Origin of the sequence: Burkholderia sp. 22PA0099 (genome assembly GCF_047497165.1) — a bacterium.
Lineage (GTDB): Bacteria > Pseudomonadota > Gammaproteobacteria > Burkholderiales > Burkholderiaceae > Burkholderia.
The window spans coordinates 3,835,587-3,853,631 of sequence record NZ_CP163165.1 but is presented as its reverse complement, the minus strand read 5'-3'; the positions used below and the strand labels follow the sequence as shown (position 1 = coordinate 3,853,631).

Below are 18,045 nucleotides of genomic sequence, written 5' to 3'. Positions count from 1 at the left end.
GCTCAGAGATCGGGGTAGAGCCGGCCGCGGTTGAACACCCGGTCCGGATCGAAGGCGGTTTTCAGGCTGCGGTGGATCGCCAGCAGCGGCGTGGCGAGCGGCGTGAACACGGGCACGCCCTGCGCGTAGCCGGTGGCGGCGCGGAACAGCGTGGCGTGGCCGCCGGCCTGCTTGGCGCTCATGCGCACCGCGGTGGCGTCGGCGTCGGTGATCCACCAGCGCTGCGCGCCGCCCCATTCCATCATCTGCGAGCCGGGCAGGTGCAGCGGTTCGGTTATCGACGGCAGCGACAGCCGCCACAGCGCCTGGCCGGGCGCGAGCGCGTTGAAGAACGGATCGTTCTGCTCGCGCACGCCTTCCCAGAAGCGCTGGGCCTCGACCGCGTCGACCGCCTCGCCGCCGAGCATGGTCTTGGCCGACTTGACGGCCGCCTCGGCGCCCGACAGCCGCAGCACCAGCGTGCCGAACCGCCAGGCGCTCGCGCTGAGCGGAAACGGGTGGCCCGACCATTCGTTGAGCTTGCGCACGGCGTCGGTGGCGCTCATCTCGAACTTGACGGTCAGTTCGGCGACCGGGCGCGGCAGCACCTTGACCGACAGCTCGAGCATCAGCCCGAGCGTGCCGAGCGAGCCGGCCATCAGGCGCGCGACGTCGTAGCCGGCCACGTTCTTGACGACCTGGCCGCCGAAGCGCAGCACGTTGCCGCGGCCGTTCATCAGCGTCACGCCGAGCACGAAATCGCGCACCGCGCCGGCGCTGGCGCGGCGCGGCCCCGACAGCCCGGCCGCGATTGCGCCGCCGAAGCTGGCCTGCGGGCCGAAGTGGGGCGGCTCGAACGGCAGCATCTGGTTGTGGGCGGCGAGTTCGGCCTCGATCTCGTGCAGCGGGGTGCCGGCGCGCGCCGTGACGACCAGTTCGGCCGGATCGTAGGCGACGATGCCGCGCCAGGCACGCGTGTCGAGCAGTTCGCCGTCGACCGCGTGGCCATACCAGTCCTTGGTGCCGCCGCCGCGAATCCGCAGGCCGTGGCCTGCGGCGCCCGCCGCGCGAATGCGCTCGGCCCAGTGCGCGACGATGTCGTCCTGTTCCATCCGGTGCCGGCTCCTCCCAAGTTTGTTCTGTGTCGATTGTACCGACGCCATGCGCGCCGACAGTCGGGCGAAGTCCCTAGAGACGCGCGGCCCGGCAGCCGCGCCGGGTATCTCGGAAAGGCCGCCCGGCGAGGCCGGCGCGTTGCCGGCAAGCGCGCCGCCGGTGCGCCCGAACGCGCGCGCGGCGGCTCAGAAGCGCGGCAGATCGGGGTGCGGCAGCAGGCCGCCGCGCACGTGCATGCGACCGTATTCGGCGCAGCGCGCGCGGCTCGGGATGCCCTTGTCGGGGTTCAGCAGGTTGGCCGGATCGAACGCGCGCTTGACGGCGAAGAACGTGTCGCGCTCCTCCGGCGAGAACTGGACGCACATCGAATTGAGCTTTTCGACGCCGACGCCGTGCTCGCCCGTCACCGTGCCGCCCAGTTCCACGCAGCTTTCGAGGATGTCGGCGCCGAACAGCTCGGCGCGGTGCAGCTCGTCCGGCTCGTTGGCGTTGAACAGGATCAGCGGGTGCATGTTGCCGTCGCCCGCATGGAACACGTTGATGCAGCGCAGCCCGTAGCGCGTTTCCATCTGCTCGATGCGCGCGAGCAGCGGGCCGATCGCGCGGCGCGGCACGGTGCCGTCCATGCAGTAGTAATCGGGCGAGATGCGGCCGGCGGCCGGGAACGCGTTCTTGCGGCCGGACCAGAAGCGCAGCCGCTCGCTCTCCGAGCGCGACACCTGGATGCGCGTCGCGCCGCTGGCCTTCAGCACGGCCGTCACGCGCGCGATTTCCTCGGCGACCTCGTCGGGCGTGCCGTCCGATTCGCAGAGCAGGATCGCGGCCGCGTCGAGGTCGTAGCCGGCCTGCGTGAAGGTTTCGACGGCTTGCGTGGCGGGCTTGTCCATCATCTCCAGCCCGGCCGGCACGATGCCCGCGGCGATGATCGCGGCCACCGCCTCGCCGCCCTTCACGACGTCGTCGAAGCTGGCCATCACCAGTTGCGCGGCCTGCGGCTTGGGGATCAGCTTGACGGTGATCTCGGTGACGATCGCGAACATGCCCTCGCTGCCGATCATGATGGCCAGCAGGTCGAGGCCCGGCGTGTCGAGCGCGAGCGAGCCGAATTCCACCACGTCGCCGTCAATCGTCACGGCGCGCACGCGCAGCACGTTGTGCACGGTCAGACCGTATTTGAGGCAGTGCACGCCGCCCGAGTTCTCGGCGACGTTGCCGCCGATCGTGCAGGCGATCTGCGACGACGGATCGGGCGCGTAATAGAGGCCGTACGGCGCGGCTGCCTCCGAAATCGCCAGGTTGCGCACGCCGGGCTGCACGGTGGCCGTGCGTGCGTACGAATCGACCTCGACGATGCGCGTGAAGCGCGCCAGCGACACCACGATGCCGTGCTGGTTCGGCAGCGCGCCGCCCGACAGGCTGGTGCCCGCGCCGCGCGGCACGATCGGCACGTTCAGGCGGCGGCAGATCTGCACGATCCGCTGCACCTGCGATTCGGTTTCGGGCAGCGCCACGGCCAGCGGCAGGCGCCGGTAGGCGGCCAGGCCGTCGCATTCGTAGGCGGCGGTATCTTCGTCGCGATGGAGCAGGCAGTGGGTCGGCAGCACGGCCATCAGCGCCTGCACCACCTCGCGCTGGCGCTGCGCGCGCGCGGCCGGGCCGAGCGGCGGGGGTTCGGCGCTCGCGGCGGCGGCCTGCGCGTCGGTGTTGGCGTTCATGTCTCCTCCTGGGGCGGCGGCCGTGGTCGGCCGTTTCGTGTCGTCTCGGTATCGAGGGCCGGCGGCGCGGCGGGTTGCCCGCGCGCCGCCGTGCGCCTCATGCGTCGAGGCTGAAAATCTTGCCGGGATTCATCAGGTTGTGCGGATCGAGCGCGAGCTTGATGGCGCGCATCGCGTCGATCGCGTTCTCGCCGTGCTCGGCGGCGAGGAAGCGCATCTTGTGCAGGCCCACGCCGTGCTCGCCGGTGCAGGTGCCGCCCATGCGCAGCGCGCGTTCGACGATTCGCTCGTTGATCCGCTCGGCTTCCTGCAATTCCTCGGGACGGGCGGGATCGATCAGGATCGCGACGTGGAAATTGCCGTCGCCCACGTGCCCGACGATCGGGCAGGGCAGCGTGGAGGCGCGCAGGTCGACCTCGGTTTCTTCGACGCAGGCGGCCAGGCGCGAGATCGGCACGCACACGTCGGTGGTCACGGCGCGGCAGCCGGGCTTCAGTTGCAGCATGCCGAAGAACGCGTTGTGCCGTGCCGACCAGAGCCGCGTGCGGTCTTCGGGGCGGGTGGCCCACTCGAAGCCCTGGCCGCCGTTCTGCGCGGCCAGCTCCTGCACGCGTTCGGCTTGCTCGCGCACGCCGGCCTCGGTGCCGTGGAATTCGAAGAACAGCGTCGGCGCCTCGGCCAGCGTCAGGTTCGAGTGGCGATTGATGGCGCGGATGCCGAGCGCATCGATGAACTCGACGCGCGCGATCGGCACGCCGGTCTGGATGGTTTCGATCACGCTGCGCACGGCGTCGCTCATCGACGGAAACGTGCAGGTGGCGGCCGATACCGCCTCGGGCAGCGGATGCAGGCGCAGCGTGATTTCGGTGATCACGCCGAGCGTGCCTTCGGAGCCGACCAGCAGGCGCGTCAGGTCGTAGCCGGCCGACGATTTGCGCGCGCGGCTGCCGGTCTTGATGAGGCGGCCGTCGGCCAGCACGGCGTTCAGGCCCAGCACGTTCTCGCGCATCGTGCCGTAGCGCACGGCGTTGGTGCCCGAGGCGCGGGTGGCGGCCATGCCGCCGATGCTGGCGTCGGCGCCCGGATCGATCGGGAAGAACAGGCCGGTGTCGCGCAGCGTTTCATTGAGCGCTTTGCGCGTGATGCCCGGCTCGACCGTGACGGTCAGGTCGTCGGCGTCGATCGACAGCACGCGGTTCATGCGCGAGACATCGAGCGAGACGCCGCCGCGCACCGCCAGCAGATGGCCTTCGAGCGAGGAGCCGGCGCCGTACGGAATCAGCGGCACGCCATGTTGCGCGCACAGCGCGACCACGGTGCGCACTTCATCGGCGCTTTGCGCGAACACCACGGCGTCGGGCAGCTCGGGGTCGAACGGGGATTCGTCGCGGCCGTGATGGGTGCGCACGGCTTCAGAGGTGGACAGGCGCTCGCCGAACGCAGCGGCCAGCGCGTCGCGCAGCGCATCGGGGAACGGACGGCGCAGCGACGCCGGCGGGGCGGGATGGTTCACGCGTGTCTCCTGGAACGGCTTGTGGGGGCGTGCAGTCGCGGGCCGGCGAGAGGTGCGCCGGTGCGACGATGGGGAAATCATTCTACGCGCAAAGGCCGTCGCCTTGAGCGGGGCCGCCGCTGGGATAATCGGCGTTCGCGCGCGTGCGCCGGCCTTTCTCCGTGGCGGGGAAGGGCACGGTCGCCGCGCTGTCACATTACCGGCCGGGCCGCGCCGCGCGCCCGCACACGACGAGGATCGAACCATGGGCAACCGCCTGAGCAAGATTGCAACCCGCACCGGCGACGACGGCACCACGGGCCTGGGCGACGGCAGCCGCGTCGCCAAGGACGCGGCGCGGATCGCGGCGATCGGTGATATCGACGAACTCAATTCGCAGCTCGGCGTGCTGCTGGCCGAGCCGTTGCCGGAAGATATTCGCGGCGCGCTGTCGGCGATCCAGCACGATCTGTTCGACCTGGGCGGCGAGCTGTGCATCCCGGGCCATGTGGCGATGACCGACGCGCATCTGGCCCGACTCGACGACTGGCTCGCGCACTACAACGCGCAACTGCCGCCGCTCAAGGAGTTCATCCTGCCGGGCGGCGCGCGCACGGCGGCGCTCGCGCATGTCTGCCGCACCGTGTGCCGGCGCGCCGAGCGCGCGATCGTGGCGCTGGGGGCGGCCGAAGCGGTCGAGGCCACGCCGCGCCGCTACGTGAACCGGCTCTCCGATCTGCTGTTCGTGCTGGCGCGGGTGCTGAACCGCGCGGCTGGCGGCAGCGACGTGCTGTGGGAGCGTGGCCGGCCCGAATGAGGGCATGATCGCTTCGGTCGTTATCGATGGAAGCGATGCGTCAATTTGCCTATGTCGACGTGCGGTTCTTAAAGATGTATTGTTTGTGCATCTTTAAGAACAACCCCCATGGAGAACACGCATGACGACGCTCACTGCCGACCAGATGGCCCGGGTCAAGGCCACCGCTCCCGTTCTTGCCGCACACGGCACGACCATCACGCGGCACTTCTACCAGCGGATGTTCAAGCACCGCCCGGAAGTGCGGAACCTGTTCAACCAGACCCACCAGACTGCGGGCGGCGGGCAGCCGGAGGCGCTGGCGAAGGCGGTGTACGCGTACGCGGCGAACATCGACAACCTCGCCGTGCTCGGCAGCGCCGTGTCGCGCATCGCGCAGAAGCACGTGAGCCTGGCGATCCGGCCCGAACACTATCCGATCGTCGGCGAGCATCTGCTGGCGTCGGTCGTCGAGGTGCTCGGCGATGCCGTCGATGCGGACACGGTCGCGGCCTGGCAGGCGGCCTACGCGCAGCTCGCGGAGCTGCTGATCGGCGTCGAGGCGAAGCTGTACGACGCTGCGCCGTGGAGCGGTTATCGCCCGTTCCGCGTCGCGCGCAAGGAGCGCGAAAGCGACGAAATCACCTCGTTCTATCTGGAGCCGACCGACGGCGGCTCGGCGCCTAAGTTCGAGCCGGGCCAGTTCGTGTCGATCAAGCGCTATGTGGGCGATCTCGGCGTCGATCAGCCGCGCCAGTACAGCCTGTCGGACGCGCCGAACGGCAAGTGGTTGCGGATTTCGGTGAAGCGCGAGGCCGGGCATGCCGCAGGCAGCGTGCCGGCGGTGCCGGCCGGCAAGATCTCGTTGCAACTGCACGACGGGGTGGAGGTGGGCGCGATCGTCGAGGTGACGGCGCCGGCCGGCGATTTCACGCTGTCGCGCGAGGCCGGCAAGCCGGTCGTGCTGATTTCGGGCGGGGTCGGCATCACGCCGATGGTGTCGATGGCCACGACGCTGGCGGCCTCGGGCGGCACGCGGCCAATCCGCTTCGTGCACGCCTGCCGTTCGGGCAGCGTGCATGCGTTCCGCGACTGGCTCAATGCGCTGGTCAAGGCTTACCCGGATGCGAAACGCGAGGTGCTCTACGAAATCGTCGGCCCGGGCGATCGCGCGGGCGTCGATCACGATCGCGAAGGGCGTCTGACGCCGGACGTGTTGCGCGCCTCGATGCTGCCCGACGCCGATTACTACGTCTGCGGCCCGGTGGCGTTCATGAACGCGCAGCGCGATGCGCTGCTGGCGCTCGGCGTGGCGCGCGAGCGCGTGCATGCGGAAATCTTCGGTTCGGGCGCGATCGACTGATCGGTCGAACCACCCATCGAGCGCGGTAAACAACATCGCCCGGGAGCGTTGACGCCCCCGGGCGATGTGTGTATTTCAGTGGTTCGGCAATTCAGCGGCCTGGCGGCGGCGCTTCAGACACGCCCTGCCAGCCCAGCCCGCGCGCCTCAGTTGCCGCTGCCGCGCGCCACGCGGCGCGCCCGCACCGCTTCGGCCAGTCCGTCGAGCAGCGTGACGCTGTCGTCCCAGCCGATACAGGCGTCGGTGATGCTCTGGCCGTAGGTCAGCGGGCAGCCCGGCGTCAGGTCCTGACGGCCGGCCACCAGATGCGATTCCACCATCACGCCCACGATGCGGTCGTCGCCGGCTGCCAGTTGGCGGCCGATGTCGGCGCACACGGGAATCTGGTTCTCGTGCTTCTTCGAGCTGTTCGCGTGGCTCGCGTCGATCATCAGGCGCGCGGCGAGGCCGGCCTTGCCGACATCGGCGCAGGCGGCGTTCACGCTTTCCGCGTCGTAGTTGGGCGCCTTGCCGCCGCGCAGGATCACGTGGCAATCCTCGTTGCCGGCGGTCGAGACGATCGCCGAGTAGCCGCCCTTGGTCACCGACAGGAAATGGTGCGGCTGCGAAGCGGCCTTGATCGCGTCCACGGCGATCTTGACGTTGCCGTCGGTGCCGTTCTTGAAGCCGACCGGGCACGACAGGCCCGACGCCAGCTCGCGGTGCACCTGCGATTCGGTGGTGCGTGCGCCGATCGCGCCCCACGACACCAGATCGGCGATGTACTGCGGGCTGATCATGTCGAGGAATTCGGTGCCGGCCGGCAGGCCCAGCGTATTGATCTGCAGCAGCAACTCGCGCGCGGTGCGCAAGCCTTCGTTGATCTTGAAGCTGTTGTCGAGTTGCGGATCGTTGATCAGCCCCTTCCAGCCCACCGTCGTGCGCGGCTTCTCGAAGTACACCCGCATCACGATTTCCAGGTCGTCCTTGTGCTTGCGGCGCAGGTCGACGAGCTGGTTCGCGTATTCGACCGCGGCCTTGGTATCGTGAATCGAGCACGGGCCGATCACCACCACGAGCCGGTCGTCCATGCCGTGCAGGATCCGGTGCAGCGAACGGCGCGTCGAGTAGATCAGCTCGGCCACGGTTTCCGAGCACGGGAATTCGCGGATCAGATGGGCGGGCGGCGTGAGTTCTTTCAATTCGCGGATACGGACATCGTCGGTGTTGTGCGGGGGCATGGCTATGTTCTCCAGTGTCGCTTTGCCGGTTCGGGCTTGCGTCGGGCCGTTGCGGATATCGTGGGTTGAATGGGCGGCCGGTGGTTCATCGGGAGCCGGAGCGACGCCGGCGGGGCAAAAAAACCGCCGGGTTCGCCGGCGGTCTTTTCAGGAATTCGGTTCGCGCTTTACGCGCTATCACTCCTCTCGATCCGCCAACGGTCTGAGATACCAAAAAAAGTAAAAATAAAACTTGGCGGACATGGCGTGTTCGATGTGTTGTCGAGCAGAGGATTGCAACTTTATACCCGGGCTGCACGCGATGTGCAAGCCTGGGCGGTGAAAAACGCGGATGATCCGCGCGAAATCAAGAATTAATGAGGAAATTCTGCATGGCGATGCGGGCTTGCCGCATCGCACCATGCGATCCGGCCCGGCTTACGCGGTGCCGCCCACCGTCATCGAATCGATTCGCAGGGTCGGCTGGCCGACGCCCACCGGCACGCTCTGGCCTTCCTTGCCGCACACGCCCACGCCCGAATCGAGCTTCATGTCGTTGCCGATCATGCTGACGTATTTCAGCGATTCCGGGCCGCTGCCGATCAGCGTTGCGCCCTTGACGGGGTACGTGATCTTGCCGTTTTCGATCATGTAGGCCTCGGAGGCCGAGAACACGAACTTGCCGTTGGTGATGTCGACCTGGCCGCCGCCGAAATTGACCGCGTACAGGCCGTTCTTGACCGACGCGATGATTTCCTGCGGGTCCTTGTCGCCGTTCAGCATGTAGGTGTTGGTCATGCGCGGCATCGGCAGCGCCGCGTACGATTCGCGGCGCGCGTTGCCGGTGACGGGCATCTTCATCAGGCGCGCGTTGAGCGTGTCCTGGATGTAGCCCTTCAGGATGCCGTCCTCGATCAGCGTGGTGCACTGCGTCGGGTTGCCTTCGTCGTCGATGTTCAGCGAGCCGCGGCGGTTCGGCAGCGTGCCGTCGTCCACCACCGTCACGCCCTTGGCGGCGACGCGCTCGCCGATCTGGCCGGCGAACGCGGACGAGCCCTTGCGGTTGAAGTCGCCTTCCAGGCCGTGGCCGATCGCTTCGTGCAGCAGTACGCCGGGCCAGCCCGAGCCGAGCACCACCGTCATGGTGCCGGCCGGGGCCGGCCGTGCGTCGAGGTTGACGAGCGCCGCGTGCACGGCGTCGTCCACGTATTTCGACAGGACTTCGTCGCTGAAATAGCCGTAATCGAAGCGGCCGCCGCCGCCGCCCGAGCCGATTTCGCGGCGGCCGTTCTGTTCGGCGATCACCGTGACCGACACGCGCACCAGCGGGCGGATGTCGGCGGCCAGCACGCCGTCGCTGCGCGCCACCAGCACCACGTCGTATTCGCCGGCCAGGCCCGCCATCACCTGCGTGATGCGCGGGTCGCGGCCGCGCGCCATCTGCTCGACGCGCTCCAGCAGCTTGACCTTGGCGGTGGCGTCGAGCGAGGCCAGCGGATCGGACGGCAGATACAGATCACGCCCCGATACGCCGGTCAGCGACGAGGCGACCTGCACCTTGCGCCGGCCGCCGCCTGCCGCGGCGATCGCCTTGGTGGCCGAGGCCGCCTGGCGAATCGCCTCGGGCGAGAGGTCGTCCGAGTAGGCGAATGCGGTGCGGTCGCCGGCCACGGCGCGCACGCCCACCCCCTGGTCGATGCTGAAGCTGCCCGATTTGACGATCCCTTCCTCGAGGCTCCAGGCTTCGCTTCGCGTGGCCTGGAAGTACAGGTCGGCGTAGTCGACGCGATGCGTGAAGATGTCGGCGAGCGTGCGCGTGAGCAGCGATTCGTCGAGGCCGTACGGCGTGAGCAGGATGTCCTTGGCGAGGGCGAGATTGCGGATGCCGGGTTCGATGATGTTCATGCGGTATCGGGGTTCTTAGCAGGTGACTCGGGGATGTCTCGTAATGGGGGCGGTGCGCTCAGCCGAGCACGCGATGCCGCCACGCGGGCAGGCTCTGGCGAACTTCGGCGATGCGCGCCGCGTCGAGCGGGCCGGCCACGACGCCGGCGCCTTCCTCGCGCACGGCGACGATCTCGCCCCACGGATCGATCAGCAGGCTGTGGCCCCAGGTGCGGCGGCCGTTCTCGTGCTTGCCGCCCTGCGCGGCCGCCAGCACGTAGCACTGGTTCTCGACTGCCCGTGCGCGCAGCAGCGTTTCCCAGTGCGCGCGGCCGGTGGTGTACGTGAAGGCCGACGGCACCACCATCAGGGCGCAATCGCCGAGCTTGCGGTACAGCTCCGGGAAGCGCAGATCGTAGCAGACCGACAGGCCCACCTTGCCGAACGGCGCGTCGAACGTCTGCACGGCCTCGCCGGGACGGATCGTGCGAGCCTCGTCGAACGATTCCTCGCCCTTCTCGAAGCTGAACAGGTGGATCTTGTCGTAGCGCGCCGCCTCGCGGCCCTCGGGATCGAACACCAGCGTGGTGTTCAGCACCCGCGACGGTTCCGGCGCGGCCAGCGGCAGCGTGCCGCCGATCACCCAGATGCCGTGGCGTTTCGCGGCGTCGGCCAGGAAGCGCTGGATCGGGCCGTCGGGGTAGGGCTCGGCGATCGCGAGCTTGTCGGTATCGCGGTGGCCCATGAAGCAGAAGTATTCGGGCAGCAGCACCAGTTGCGCGCCGTCGGCGGCCGCCTCGGCGATCAGCCGGCCGGCCTCGTCGAGGTTGCGGACGACGTCGGGCGTGCTGACCATCTGCAGCGCGGCGACCGTGAACGGGGAAACGCGATCGGGTCGGTCGGTCATCGAGGAAGCTTCGTCGAGGAGTAAAAAGGGTGCGGCCCGGTGGCGGCGCGGCGCATCAGCGCTGGGGTTCGCCGTCGGGCGTGCGGATCATCTTACCCCGATCGCCGGTCACTCGCTGAATCCGCGGATGCGCCCACGAGCCGGTGATCGCATAGTCGAACGCGAACGCGTGGGACAGCGTTTGCGACAGCGCGAGGTTGGCGGCCAGCACGCCGAGGCCGAGCAATGGGTTGATCACGGCCGCGCCCACCGCCGCCGCGCTGGCGCTCACCTTCGGCGCGATGTGCGCGTGCAGGTCCTGTGTTTCGTGGGCCAGATCGACCGTGCCCTTGACGGTCACGCGCGCCGGCGCGGTAACCATGCGGAAATCGTCGGTGGTGGCGATGCCGTCGTCGATCCGGCTGGTGCCCTGGATCGAGTCGAACGGCAGGCCCTTGCCGATCACGTCGCGGAAATCGAGCGTCAGGAAGCGCGCCAGCCCCTGCAGGCTCAACACGCCGAGCAGCTTGGCCGCGCCCGGATCAACCTTGAGGATCTGGCCGTGAGCGAGATCGATGGCGAGCCGGCCGTCGAGCGACGGGTAATCGATGGCGGTCGGGCCGCCGCGCCAGCCGACCTTGCCTTCCAGCGTGCCGCGGCCGTTCGCGACCGTGCGCGGCAGGCCCACGCGGTCGAGCAGCGCGCCGGCGTCGTCGATCGCCAGCTTGAAGTCGAACACGGTGCGGCGCGGCGCGTCGTCCCCGTCGGCGCCGTGCGCGATGGCGCGCCGCGAGGTACGCCAGTTGGCAGTGGCGGTGAGCTTGGCGGCCGGGTTGGCCAGTTCGAGCTTGTCGAGCTGCCAGACCGGGATGCCGTTTTCGTCGAAGTTGTGCGCGTTGACCTGCAACCGGCCGATGTCGTGCCCGCGCGCCACCACCTGGTCGACCACCAGATCGATGGCCGGCATCGCGCGATCGGTCGGCATGTTCATCGCGCCGCCCACCAGGTCGTGATCGGCGCTGTCGGGGATCACCAGCTTGGCGAGCCGCGCATTGAGCACGCCCGCGCTGTTCTGGCCGCCGCGCGGCTCCCACGACAGGTAGCCCGATACCTGGTTCGAGGCCACGTTGGCCTGCCAGAGGTCGTCCACGTGCGAGGCGCCGACGATCACGTTTTCCCAGTTGCGCTTGATCAGCTTCAGCGTGCCGAAGTGCAGCGCGAAGCGTTTCGGCGCGAAGCTGGCGAGATCGACGCGCGCGGCCGGCAGCGGTGCGTTCGCGGCGGCGGGCGCCGACGCAGAAGTGGGCGCCGACGGCGCAGTCGGGCCTTTGTCGGCCACCGCCGCCGCTGCCGGGGCCGCGACCGCGCGCGTGCCGGCGGTCGGGCGCAGCGTCTTGGCGAACGCGAGCCAGGCGTCGGCGTCGAGCGCGGAGGCGTCGACCACGGCCGTCACGCCGTCGCGCGGCAGGTCGGGCATGCGGTTCATGCCGAGCGCGCCGCGCACCGCGTGCAGCGGCTCGCCGTGCGTCGCATCGAGCAGATAGGTGGCCGCCACGGGGCCGAGCTTCAGGTCGGCCTGGCCGAGCGTGCGGCGGCCGTCGGGCGGCAGCGGGCGCAGCGTGAAGCTGAACGGCATGGCCGTGCCGGCCGGCTTGGTGAACGGCGCGGGGAAATCGAGCGCGAGGCCGGTCAGGTCGGACGACGCGCTGACTTCGGGCAGGCCGCCCTTCGTGCCGCGCACCGACAACTGGTAAGGCGCGTCGCCGACCACCCGGCCGAGCAGCGCCGCCGCCGGCCCGTGCAGGTTCAGCCCGCGCGCCGAATCGACGGCGATCCGGCCGTCCACGTCGACATCGTAGTTGCCGCCGTGACGGAAGCCGCCGTTGGCGTGCACCTCGCCGCCGAGCAGGCGCGCCGAAAGCCGGTCGAGCGAGGCGCTCTGCTGCGTGAAGCGCACCGTGCCGCGCAGTTGCGACAGCGGCGGCAGGCCGTCCGCCTCCAGCGTGTTGCCGCCGAACGCGAGCGCGCCGGCGACCTGCGTGTGCGGCTGCTTCTGGCGCTGCGGGATGGTCAGCTTCAGCGCCAGCGAGGCCGGCCCCTGCGCGCGCAGGCGCTGGCCGACGTGGCCGGACAGGCCGCCGAGCGTGCTGTTGTCGGCGTAGTCGATCAGGTCGGCCAGCGGGCCGTGGGCGCGGCCCTCGATCACGAGCGGCGATTTGAGCGGATGGCCGAGATCGTCGATGCGGCCGACCACGTTGGTCAGTTGCACGCCCTTGTAGCGGGCGCGCGGGATGTCGAAGCGCAGCTTGTTCTGCTGCATCTCGAACACGCCTTCGATGCCGTCGAGCGCCGGCCACACGCTCAGCGTGCCGTTGGCGAGCCGGCGCGGCGGCTGCGGCGTCGGCTCGAAGCGCCCGCCCGTGAACGGCGCGTGCACGTGGAAGATGCCCTGATCCGGCGTGTATTCGTAGGGGAAGGTTTCGAGCGGCCCCTTGGCGATGATGGTCGCGCCCTTCGACACCGTGCCGGCTTGCAGTGCATGGCCGAGGTACAGGTGCAGGCGATCCGACATGCTGGTCGGCAGGTAGCGGACGATGCGCGCCACCGCCGCGCGGCCGAAGTCGGCCTTCAGGTCGAGGTTGCCGCGCCCGTGGCCGGGGTTCGTGTAGCTGCCGGTCACGGTGATCTCGGCATCCGGGTTGGCCACGTACAGCGACGGCACCTGCACCTCGATGCGCGGCCGCCGTTCGCCCGGCGCGGGCTGGGCCGCGATGGTCCAGGCGGTTTGCGCGCGGATCCGGTCGAACGTCAGGCGCGGATCCTCGAACACGCCCGGCACCGTGACGGCGGCATTGACCGTATCGATCTGTGCCTGTCCGCCGCGCTCGCTCGCATCGATATGTCCCCAGAGGTTCTCGAAGCCCGGTATCCCGGCGCGCGGGTGGCCGCGCGGCGACAGGCCCGGCCCGGGCTCCTGCGCCTCGAAGCTGATGCCCTGCAGATCGCCCGTCGCGTGGTAATGCACGATCGGCGCGGCATGCGCGGTGTCGTCGCCGGCCAGCTCGGCGCGGCTCGGTGCGGCGCGCTCGGCTTCCATCACGTAATTGGCGACCAGCCCGCGCGGGTCGACGCGCACCAGTTCGTTGCGGAACCGCGCGGGCAGCGGCAAGCCGCGGATGAATTCGGCGAGGATGCCGAGATCGACGCGGTCGCCGGCCACCCGGATCAACTGGCCGTGCTGCGCGTCGGGCACGCGATAGCGCGCGGTCAGCGTCGAGAACGCCAGCGAGCGCGACAGCGGCGTGCCGTCGTCGAGCGGCGGCTGGCCCAGCTCGGCGTGCAGGTTCGAGAGGCTCAGCGTGTAGTCGTGGCCCGGATCGAGCGCGAGATCCCAGCCGAACTTCGCGACCGGGATATCGAGGCGCGGCTGCGTCGGCCGCACGCGCAGCGCCAGATCGGCGCCGTTCAGGCTGCCGTGCGCGTCGAACAGCCGGCCGTTGCGGAAACCGATCCAGATCGTGTTGTCGATGCGGCCCGCGTAGGCGCGCAGCGGCACCGGCAGGTAGCGCGCGAGCGTCGGCAGGTCGACCGCGCCGGTGGATACGTAGGCGTCGCCCGTCCAGTTGGCGGGCCGGCCGATCGCGGCCAGCGGCTTGTGGGTGAAGCGCGCGCGGAAATCGAGCGGGCCGGCGAACAGCGTGCCGTTGGCCGGTGCCTGCAGCGCGAGCCGGTGCACCAGGCCGTCGTTGAGCACCGCGAGGCGGATGCCGGTCAGCGTCAGCTCGGGCGCGTCACGCTGGGCGTCGAGCCAGCGCAGCGTGCCGCCGCGCAGCACGATCGCCTGTTGGCGCAGCAGCCAGGTGCTGAACGTGTCGTTGCCGCCGGTGTGCACGGTCGGCACGGTCACGCCCGCCACCGACAGCGTGCCGTCGCGCGCGCGTGCGATCAGCAGGTCGGGGGCGTCCACCACGAGGCTCGACAGGGCCGGCGAGAACTGGATCAGCGAGCGCCACGAGATTGCGGCGGTGGCGTGCGGCACGTTCAGCGCCGTCTTGCCGTCCTTGCCGCGAATCGTCAGCGCCGTGATGTCGACGCCGGGCTGCATGCCCGACCAATGCGGCGCGAGCTTGCCGATCCGGACTTCGGTATGGAGCTTGTCGGAAACGAAGGTTTCGATGCGGGGCCGCAGCGTGTCGACCTGCGGCAGCAGCACGTAGCGCAGGCCGAGGTAGCCGGTGGCGGCGACGAAATAGAGGGTGGCGCCGCTCACGATGGCGACGCGGAGCACGCGACGCAGCACCGGATGATCGTGCTCGGGAGGTCCGGCTTCTTGACTGGCTGCGGATTCCTGGCGGTCGGGCATGCGGCTGAGGGGCGGCGATGTGATAGCGTTGCGGACTGACGCTGGAATGTAACACAGGGGTGCGCCGGAGCGGCCGTATGGCCGGCTTGCGCGCCTTTGTCGCCGGAAAATCGAAGCGCGGGCGATGGCCGCCGCGCGCCGGCTTATCCGGCCAGTCTCCTGCTTGCCTCCTGGCGCCGCGCGCATTGCGTCGGCGCTCCGACTGCCTTCCTGCCGCGCCGCCGCCATGACCGACGCCTCCGCCCTGATCAGCACTGCCTATTCCCGCTACCTCGCACGCGCTGCCGTCGCGCGCTCCGAACTCGCCGCGCGTATCGCCGCCTGGGCCGCCGCACCGGTCGGCCGCGCCGCGATCGAGGCGCGGCTCACCGAGCTGCTCGACGCCGCCGCGGGCGGGCCGGGTCACCCGATCGGCGAGGAGCCGCTGCGCCGCGCCTTGCGGCAGTTGCGCATCGAGGTGTTCGGCGCGGTGGCCGAGCGCGATCTGGCCGGGCTGGCCGACGTCGCCGAAGTCACCGGCGCGATGACCGACCTGGCCGAAGCCACGCTGCAACGCTCGCTGGCCGTGCTGTCGACCGAACTGGAAGCGCTCTACGGCGAGCCGCGCGGGCCGTCGGGCGAGCGCCTGACGCTCGGCGTGGTCGGCATGGGCAAGCTCGGCGGGCGCGAGCTGAACGTGTCGTCCGACATCGACCTGATCTTCGTCTACGAAGACGACGGCGAGACGGCCGGCGGCACGCGCGCCGCGCTGGCCACCCAGGAATATTTCACGCGGCTCGGCCGGCGCCTGATCGGCGTGATGTCCGACGCCACCGCCGACGGCTACGTGTTTCGCGTCGACATGCGCTTGCGCCCGAACGGCGATTCCGGCCCGCTGGTCTGCAGCCTCGGCATGCTGGAGGAATACTTCTACGTGCAGGGCCGCGAGTGGGAGCGCTATGCGTGGATCAAGGGGCGGCTCGTGTCGGAGCCCGACAGCGAGCCGGCGCAGCGCCTGGCGAAACAGCTCGATGCGATCGTCAAGCCGTTCGTCTACCGGCGCTACCTCGATTTCGGCGTGATCGGCGCGATCCGCTCGCTGCACAGCCAGATCCGCCAGGAAGCGCAGCGGCGCGCTTCGATGCGCCCCGACAAGGCCGACGACATCAAGCTCGGCCGTGGCGGCATCCGCGAGATCGAATTCAGTGCGCAGGTGTTCCAGTTGATCCGCGGCGGCCAGGATGCCGATTTCCGGATTCGGCCGACGCTCGCGGTGCTGGCGCACGCGGTCACGCGCGGGCTGGTGGCGGCCGACGTGGCCGAGCGCTTCGCCGAGGCCTACCGGTTCCTGCGCGTGATCGAGCACCGCCTGCAATACCGCAACGATGCGCAGACCCACGCGATGCCGGTGGACCCCGCCGATCGCGCGGCGCTGGCGGCCTCGCTCGGCTATGCCGATTACGCCGCGCTGCTGGTCGAACTCGATCGCCATCGCGGTTTCGTCGAGGCGCAGTTCGACCAGATCTTCTCGAACCGGCTGGCCGACGAGCCGGGCGGCAACGGCCATGGCGACGACGGTGCGTCGGCCTGGATCTGGAGCGAGGCGCTGGCCGACGACGGCGAGGACGACGCGCTGCTCGCTCGCCTGTCCGGCCTCGGCTTCGCCGACCCGGCGGCCGTGCTGGCGCGGCTGCGCGGTGTGTGGCGCTCGTCGCGCTACGCCGGGCTGCCCGAAAGCAGCCGGCAGCGTTTCGATCGCGTCGCCAAGCGCGCGCTCGACGCGGCCCCCGGCATCGATGCCGCGCATCGCGGCGACACCGTGATCCGTTTCTTCGATCTGCTGGAGACGGTCGGCCGGCGCGGCGCCTATCTGGCGCTGCTGACCGAATACCCGGCCGCGCTGGAGCGCGTGCTGTCGGTGCTCGGCGCGACGCGCTGGGGCGGCGGCTACCTGATCCGCCATCCGCAACTGCTCGACGAACTGCTCGACGACGAGGCGATCGCCAGCCCGTTCGACGTGACGCTGTTCAAGGACACGTTGCGCGCGCGGCTCGCCGCCGCCGACGGCATGGAACAGCAGATGGACCTGCTGCGCCACGCGCAGCACGCCGAGGTATTTCGGATTCTGCTGATCGATCTGGCCGGCAAGCTGTCGGTCGAGCATGTCAGCGATCGGCTCTCGGAGCTGGCCGACGCCGTGCTCGACGTGACGCTCGGCGTGGTCTGGTCGCAACTGGCCAAGCGTCACCGCGACGCACCGCGCTTCGCCGTGATCGCCTACGGCAAGCTCGGCGGCAAGGAGCTGGGCTACGCGTCGGACCTCGACGTGATCTTCCTCTACGACGACCCCGACGACCGCGCCGCCGACATCTACACCACCTACACGCGCCGGCTGATCACCTGGCTGACCACCGCCACCGGCGCCGGCGCGCTGTTCGATCTGGACCTGCGGCTGCGGCCGAACGGCGAGGCGGGGCTGCTCGTCACCGATCTCGATGCGTTCCGCCGCTATCAGTTGCGCGAGGGCGACGGCGCGAACACCGCCTGGGTCTGGGAGCACCAGGCGCTCACGCGCGCGCGCTTCAGCGCGGGCGATCCCGAGATCGGCGCGGCGTTCGAGGCGATCCGCGAGCAGGTGCTGACCACGCCGCGCGACGGCGAGCTGCTGGCGCGCGAGATCGTCGGCATGCGCGACAAAGTGACGGCCGGCCACCCGAACACGAGCGAGCTGTTCGACCTCAAGCACGATCGCGGCGGGATGGTCGACATCGAGTTCATCGTCCAGTACTGGGTGCTGCTGCATGCGGCGAGCGATCCGGCCCTGATCCGCAATACCGGCAATATCGCGCTGCTGCGCGAGGTGGCGCGTTTCGGCCTGATGGACGACACCGAGGCCGAGACGGTGGGCGCCGCCTACCGGGTCTATCGCAAGCGGCAGCATCAATTGCGGCTCGATGGCATGGAGAAGGCGCGCGTGCCGGGCGAGGCCGTGGCGGCCGAGCGCGCGGCCGTGCAGGCCTTGTGGGAGCGGGTGTTCGGCGGGGTGACGCCGGCCGCTGCGGGGGACGCCGAGGGCTGAAGGAAACCAGACGGGGCGGGCGCGGCGCTCAAATGGCGACGTGTCATCCATCCGCATCTGTTTCTCTAAGCACGCGTTCCGTGCGGGCGATCCGGCCGCGATCGACCGTGGCACGCACTGGCGGCTCACTGAGATCGGCTCGCGGTGGCCGGCCTGCGAGATCGAGCAGGCTGGCATGGCGCCGGTGCGCGGCG

At 70.0% G+C, this 18,045-nt stretch carries 11 protein-coding genes; 4 read left to right on the top strand and 7 right to left on the bottom strand.

Annotated features, from left to right (window positions below):
* Window positions 1–2: 2 nt before the first annotated feature.
* The 3 genes from glcE to AB4851_RS32420 all read right to left on the bottom strand — a co-directional run bounded on the left by glcE (window position 3) and on the right by AB4851_RS32420 (window position 4,323).
* Window positions 3–1,091 carry a glycolate oxidase subunit GlcE gene (glcE, locus tag AB4851_RS32430; protein ID WP_414450315.1) on the bottom strand — a complete coding sequence of 363 codons (1,089 nt, stop codon included), beginning with the start codon at window positions 1,089–1,091 and terminating at the stop codon, window positions 3–5.
* A gap of 189 nt (window positions 1,092–1,280) precedes the next feature.
* Window positions 1,281–2,810: an FAD-linked oxidase C-terminal domain-containing protein gene (locus tag AB4851_RS32425; protein ID WP_414450314.1), complete on the bottom strand. Its 1,530-nt coding sequence runs from the start codon at window positions 2,808–2,810 to the stop codon at window positions 1,281–1,283.
* A 97-nt stretch (window positions 2,811–2,907) separates the two neighbouring features.
* Window positions 2,908–4,323 carry an FAD-binding oxidoreductase gene (locus AB4851_RS32420; RefSeq protein WP_414450313.1) on the bottom strand — a complete coding sequence of 472 codons (1,416 nt, stop codon included), beginning with the start codon at window positions 4,321–4,323 and terminating at the stop codon, window positions 2,908–2,910.
* Window positions 4,324–4,567: 244 nt separating this feature from the next.
* Here AB4851_RS32420 and AB4851_RS32415 point away from each other — a divergent pair, with 244 nt between their 5' ends.
* Entirely contained in the window at window positions 4,568–5,119 is a 552-nt protein-coding gene (locus AB4851_RS32415; RefSeq protein ID WP_414450312.1) for a cob(I)yrinic acid a,c-diamide adenosyltransferase, read from the top strand.
* Window positions 5,120–5,240: 121 nt separating this feature from the next.
* On the top strand, window positions 5,241–6,461 hold the full coding sequence (gene hmpA / locus AB4851_RS32410; protein ID WP_414450311.1) for an NO-inducible flavohemoprotein: 1,221 nt from the start codon (window positions 5,241–5,243) through the stop codon (window positions 6,459–6,461).
* A gap of 146 nt (window positions 6,462–6,607) precedes the next feature.
* On the opposite strand, the gene aroG is transcribed toward hmpA, so the two are convergent.
* On the bottom strand, window positions 6,608–7,681 hold the full coding sequence (gene aroG, locus AB4851_RS32405; RefSeq protein WP_414450310.1) for a 3-deoxy-7-phosphoheptulonate synthase AroG: 1,074 nt from the start codon (window positions 7,679–7,681) through the stop codon (window positions 6,608–6,610).
* Between the two features lie 69 nt (window positions 7,682–7,750).
* Here aroG and AB4851_RS32400 point away from each other — a divergent pair, with 69 nt between their 5' ends.
* The gene (locus AB4851_RS32400) at window positions 7,751–8,038 is read left to right on the top strand and encodes a hypothetical protein (RefSeq protein ID WP_414450309.1); all 288 of its coding nucleotides are present in this window, start codon (window positions 7,751–7,753) and stop codon (window positions 8,036–8,038) included.
* A 60-nt stretch (window positions 8,039–8,098) separates the two neighbouring features.
* Here the strand turns inward: AB4851_RS32400 and tldD are convergent, their stop codons facing one another.
* The 3 genes from tldD to AB4851_RS32385 are packed head-to-tail and all read right to left on the bottom strand — an operon-like array spanning window position 8,099 to window position 14,793.
* The gene (tldD, locus tag AB4851_RS32395; protein ID WP_414450308.1) at window positions 8,099–9,565 is read right to left on the bottom strand and encodes a metalloprotease TldD; all 1,467 of its coding nucleotides are present in this window, start codon (window positions 9,563–9,565) and stop codon (window positions 8,099–8,101) included.
* A gap of 58 nt (window positions 9,566–9,623) precedes the next feature.
* Window positions 9,624–10,451: a carbon-nitrogen hydrolase family protein gene (locus tag AB4851_RS32390; protein WP_414450307.1), complete on the bottom strand. Its 828-nt coding sequence runs from the start codon at window positions 10,449–10,451 to the stop codon at window positions 9,624–9,626.
* A 55-nt stretch (window positions 10,452–10,506) separates the two neighbouring features.
* On the bottom strand, window positions 10,507–14,793 hold the full coding sequence (locus tag AB4851_RS32385; RefSeq protein ID WP_414450306.1) for a YhdP family protein: 4,287 nt from the start codon (window positions 14,791–14,793) through the stop codon (window positions 10,507–10,509).
* 226 nt (window positions 14,794–15,019) lie between these two features.
* Here AB4851_RS32385 and glnE point away from each other — a divergent pair, with 226 nt between their 5' ends.
* Window positions 15,020–17,851 (top strand): bifunctional [glutamate--ammonia ligase]-adenylyl-L-tyrosine phosphorylase/[glutamate--ammonia-ligase] adenylyltransferase, encoded by a 2,832-nt coding sequence (gene glnE / locus AB4851_RS32380; RefSeq protein WP_414450305.1) that lies wholly within the window; start codon window positions 15,020–15,022, stop codon window positions 17,849–17,851.
* Window positions 17,852–18,045 lie beyond the last annotated feature (194 nt).

Bases quoted from the DNA above. Each gene is read 5' to 3' on its own strand.
- glcE (WP_414450315.1), bottom strand. From the start codon at position 1,091: ATGGAACAGGACGACATCGTCGCGCACTGGGCCGAGCGCATTCGCGCG.
- AB4851_RS32425 (WP_414450314.1), bottom strand. From the start codon at position 2,810: ATGAACGCCAACACCGACGCGCAGGCCGCCGCCGCGAGCGCCGAACCC.
- AB4851_RS32415 (WP_414450312.1), top strand. From the start codon at position 4,568: ATGGGCAACCGCCTGAGCAAGATTGCAACCCGCACCGGCGACGACGGC.
- hmpA (WP_414450311.1), top strand. From the start codon at position 5,241: ATGACGACGCTCACTGCCGACCAGATGGCCCGGGTCAAGGCCACCGCT.
- aroG (WP_414450310.1), bottom strand. From the start codon at position 7,681: ATGCCCCCGCACAACACCGACGATGTCCGTATCCGCGAATTGAAAGAA.
- AB4851_RS32400 (WP_414450309.1), top strand. From the start codon at position 7,751: ATGGGCGGCCGGTGGTTCATCGGGAGCCGGAGCGACGCCGGCGGGGCA.
- tldD (WP_414450308.1), bottom strand. From the start codon at position 9,565: ATGAACATCATCGAACCCGGCATCCGCAATCTCGCCCTCGCCAAGGAC.
- AB4851_RS32390 (WP_414450307.1), bottom strand. From the start codon at position 10,451: ATGACCGACCGACCCGATCGCGTTTCCCCGTTCACGGTCGCCGCGCTG.
- AB4851_RS32385 (WP_414450306.1), bottom strand. From the start codon at position 14,793: ATGCCCGACCGCCAGGAATCCGCAGCCAGTCAAGAAGCCGGACCTCCC.
- glnE (WP_414450305.1), top strand. From the start codon at position 15,020: ATGACCGACGCCTCCGCCCTGATCAGCACTGCCTATTCCCGCTACCTC.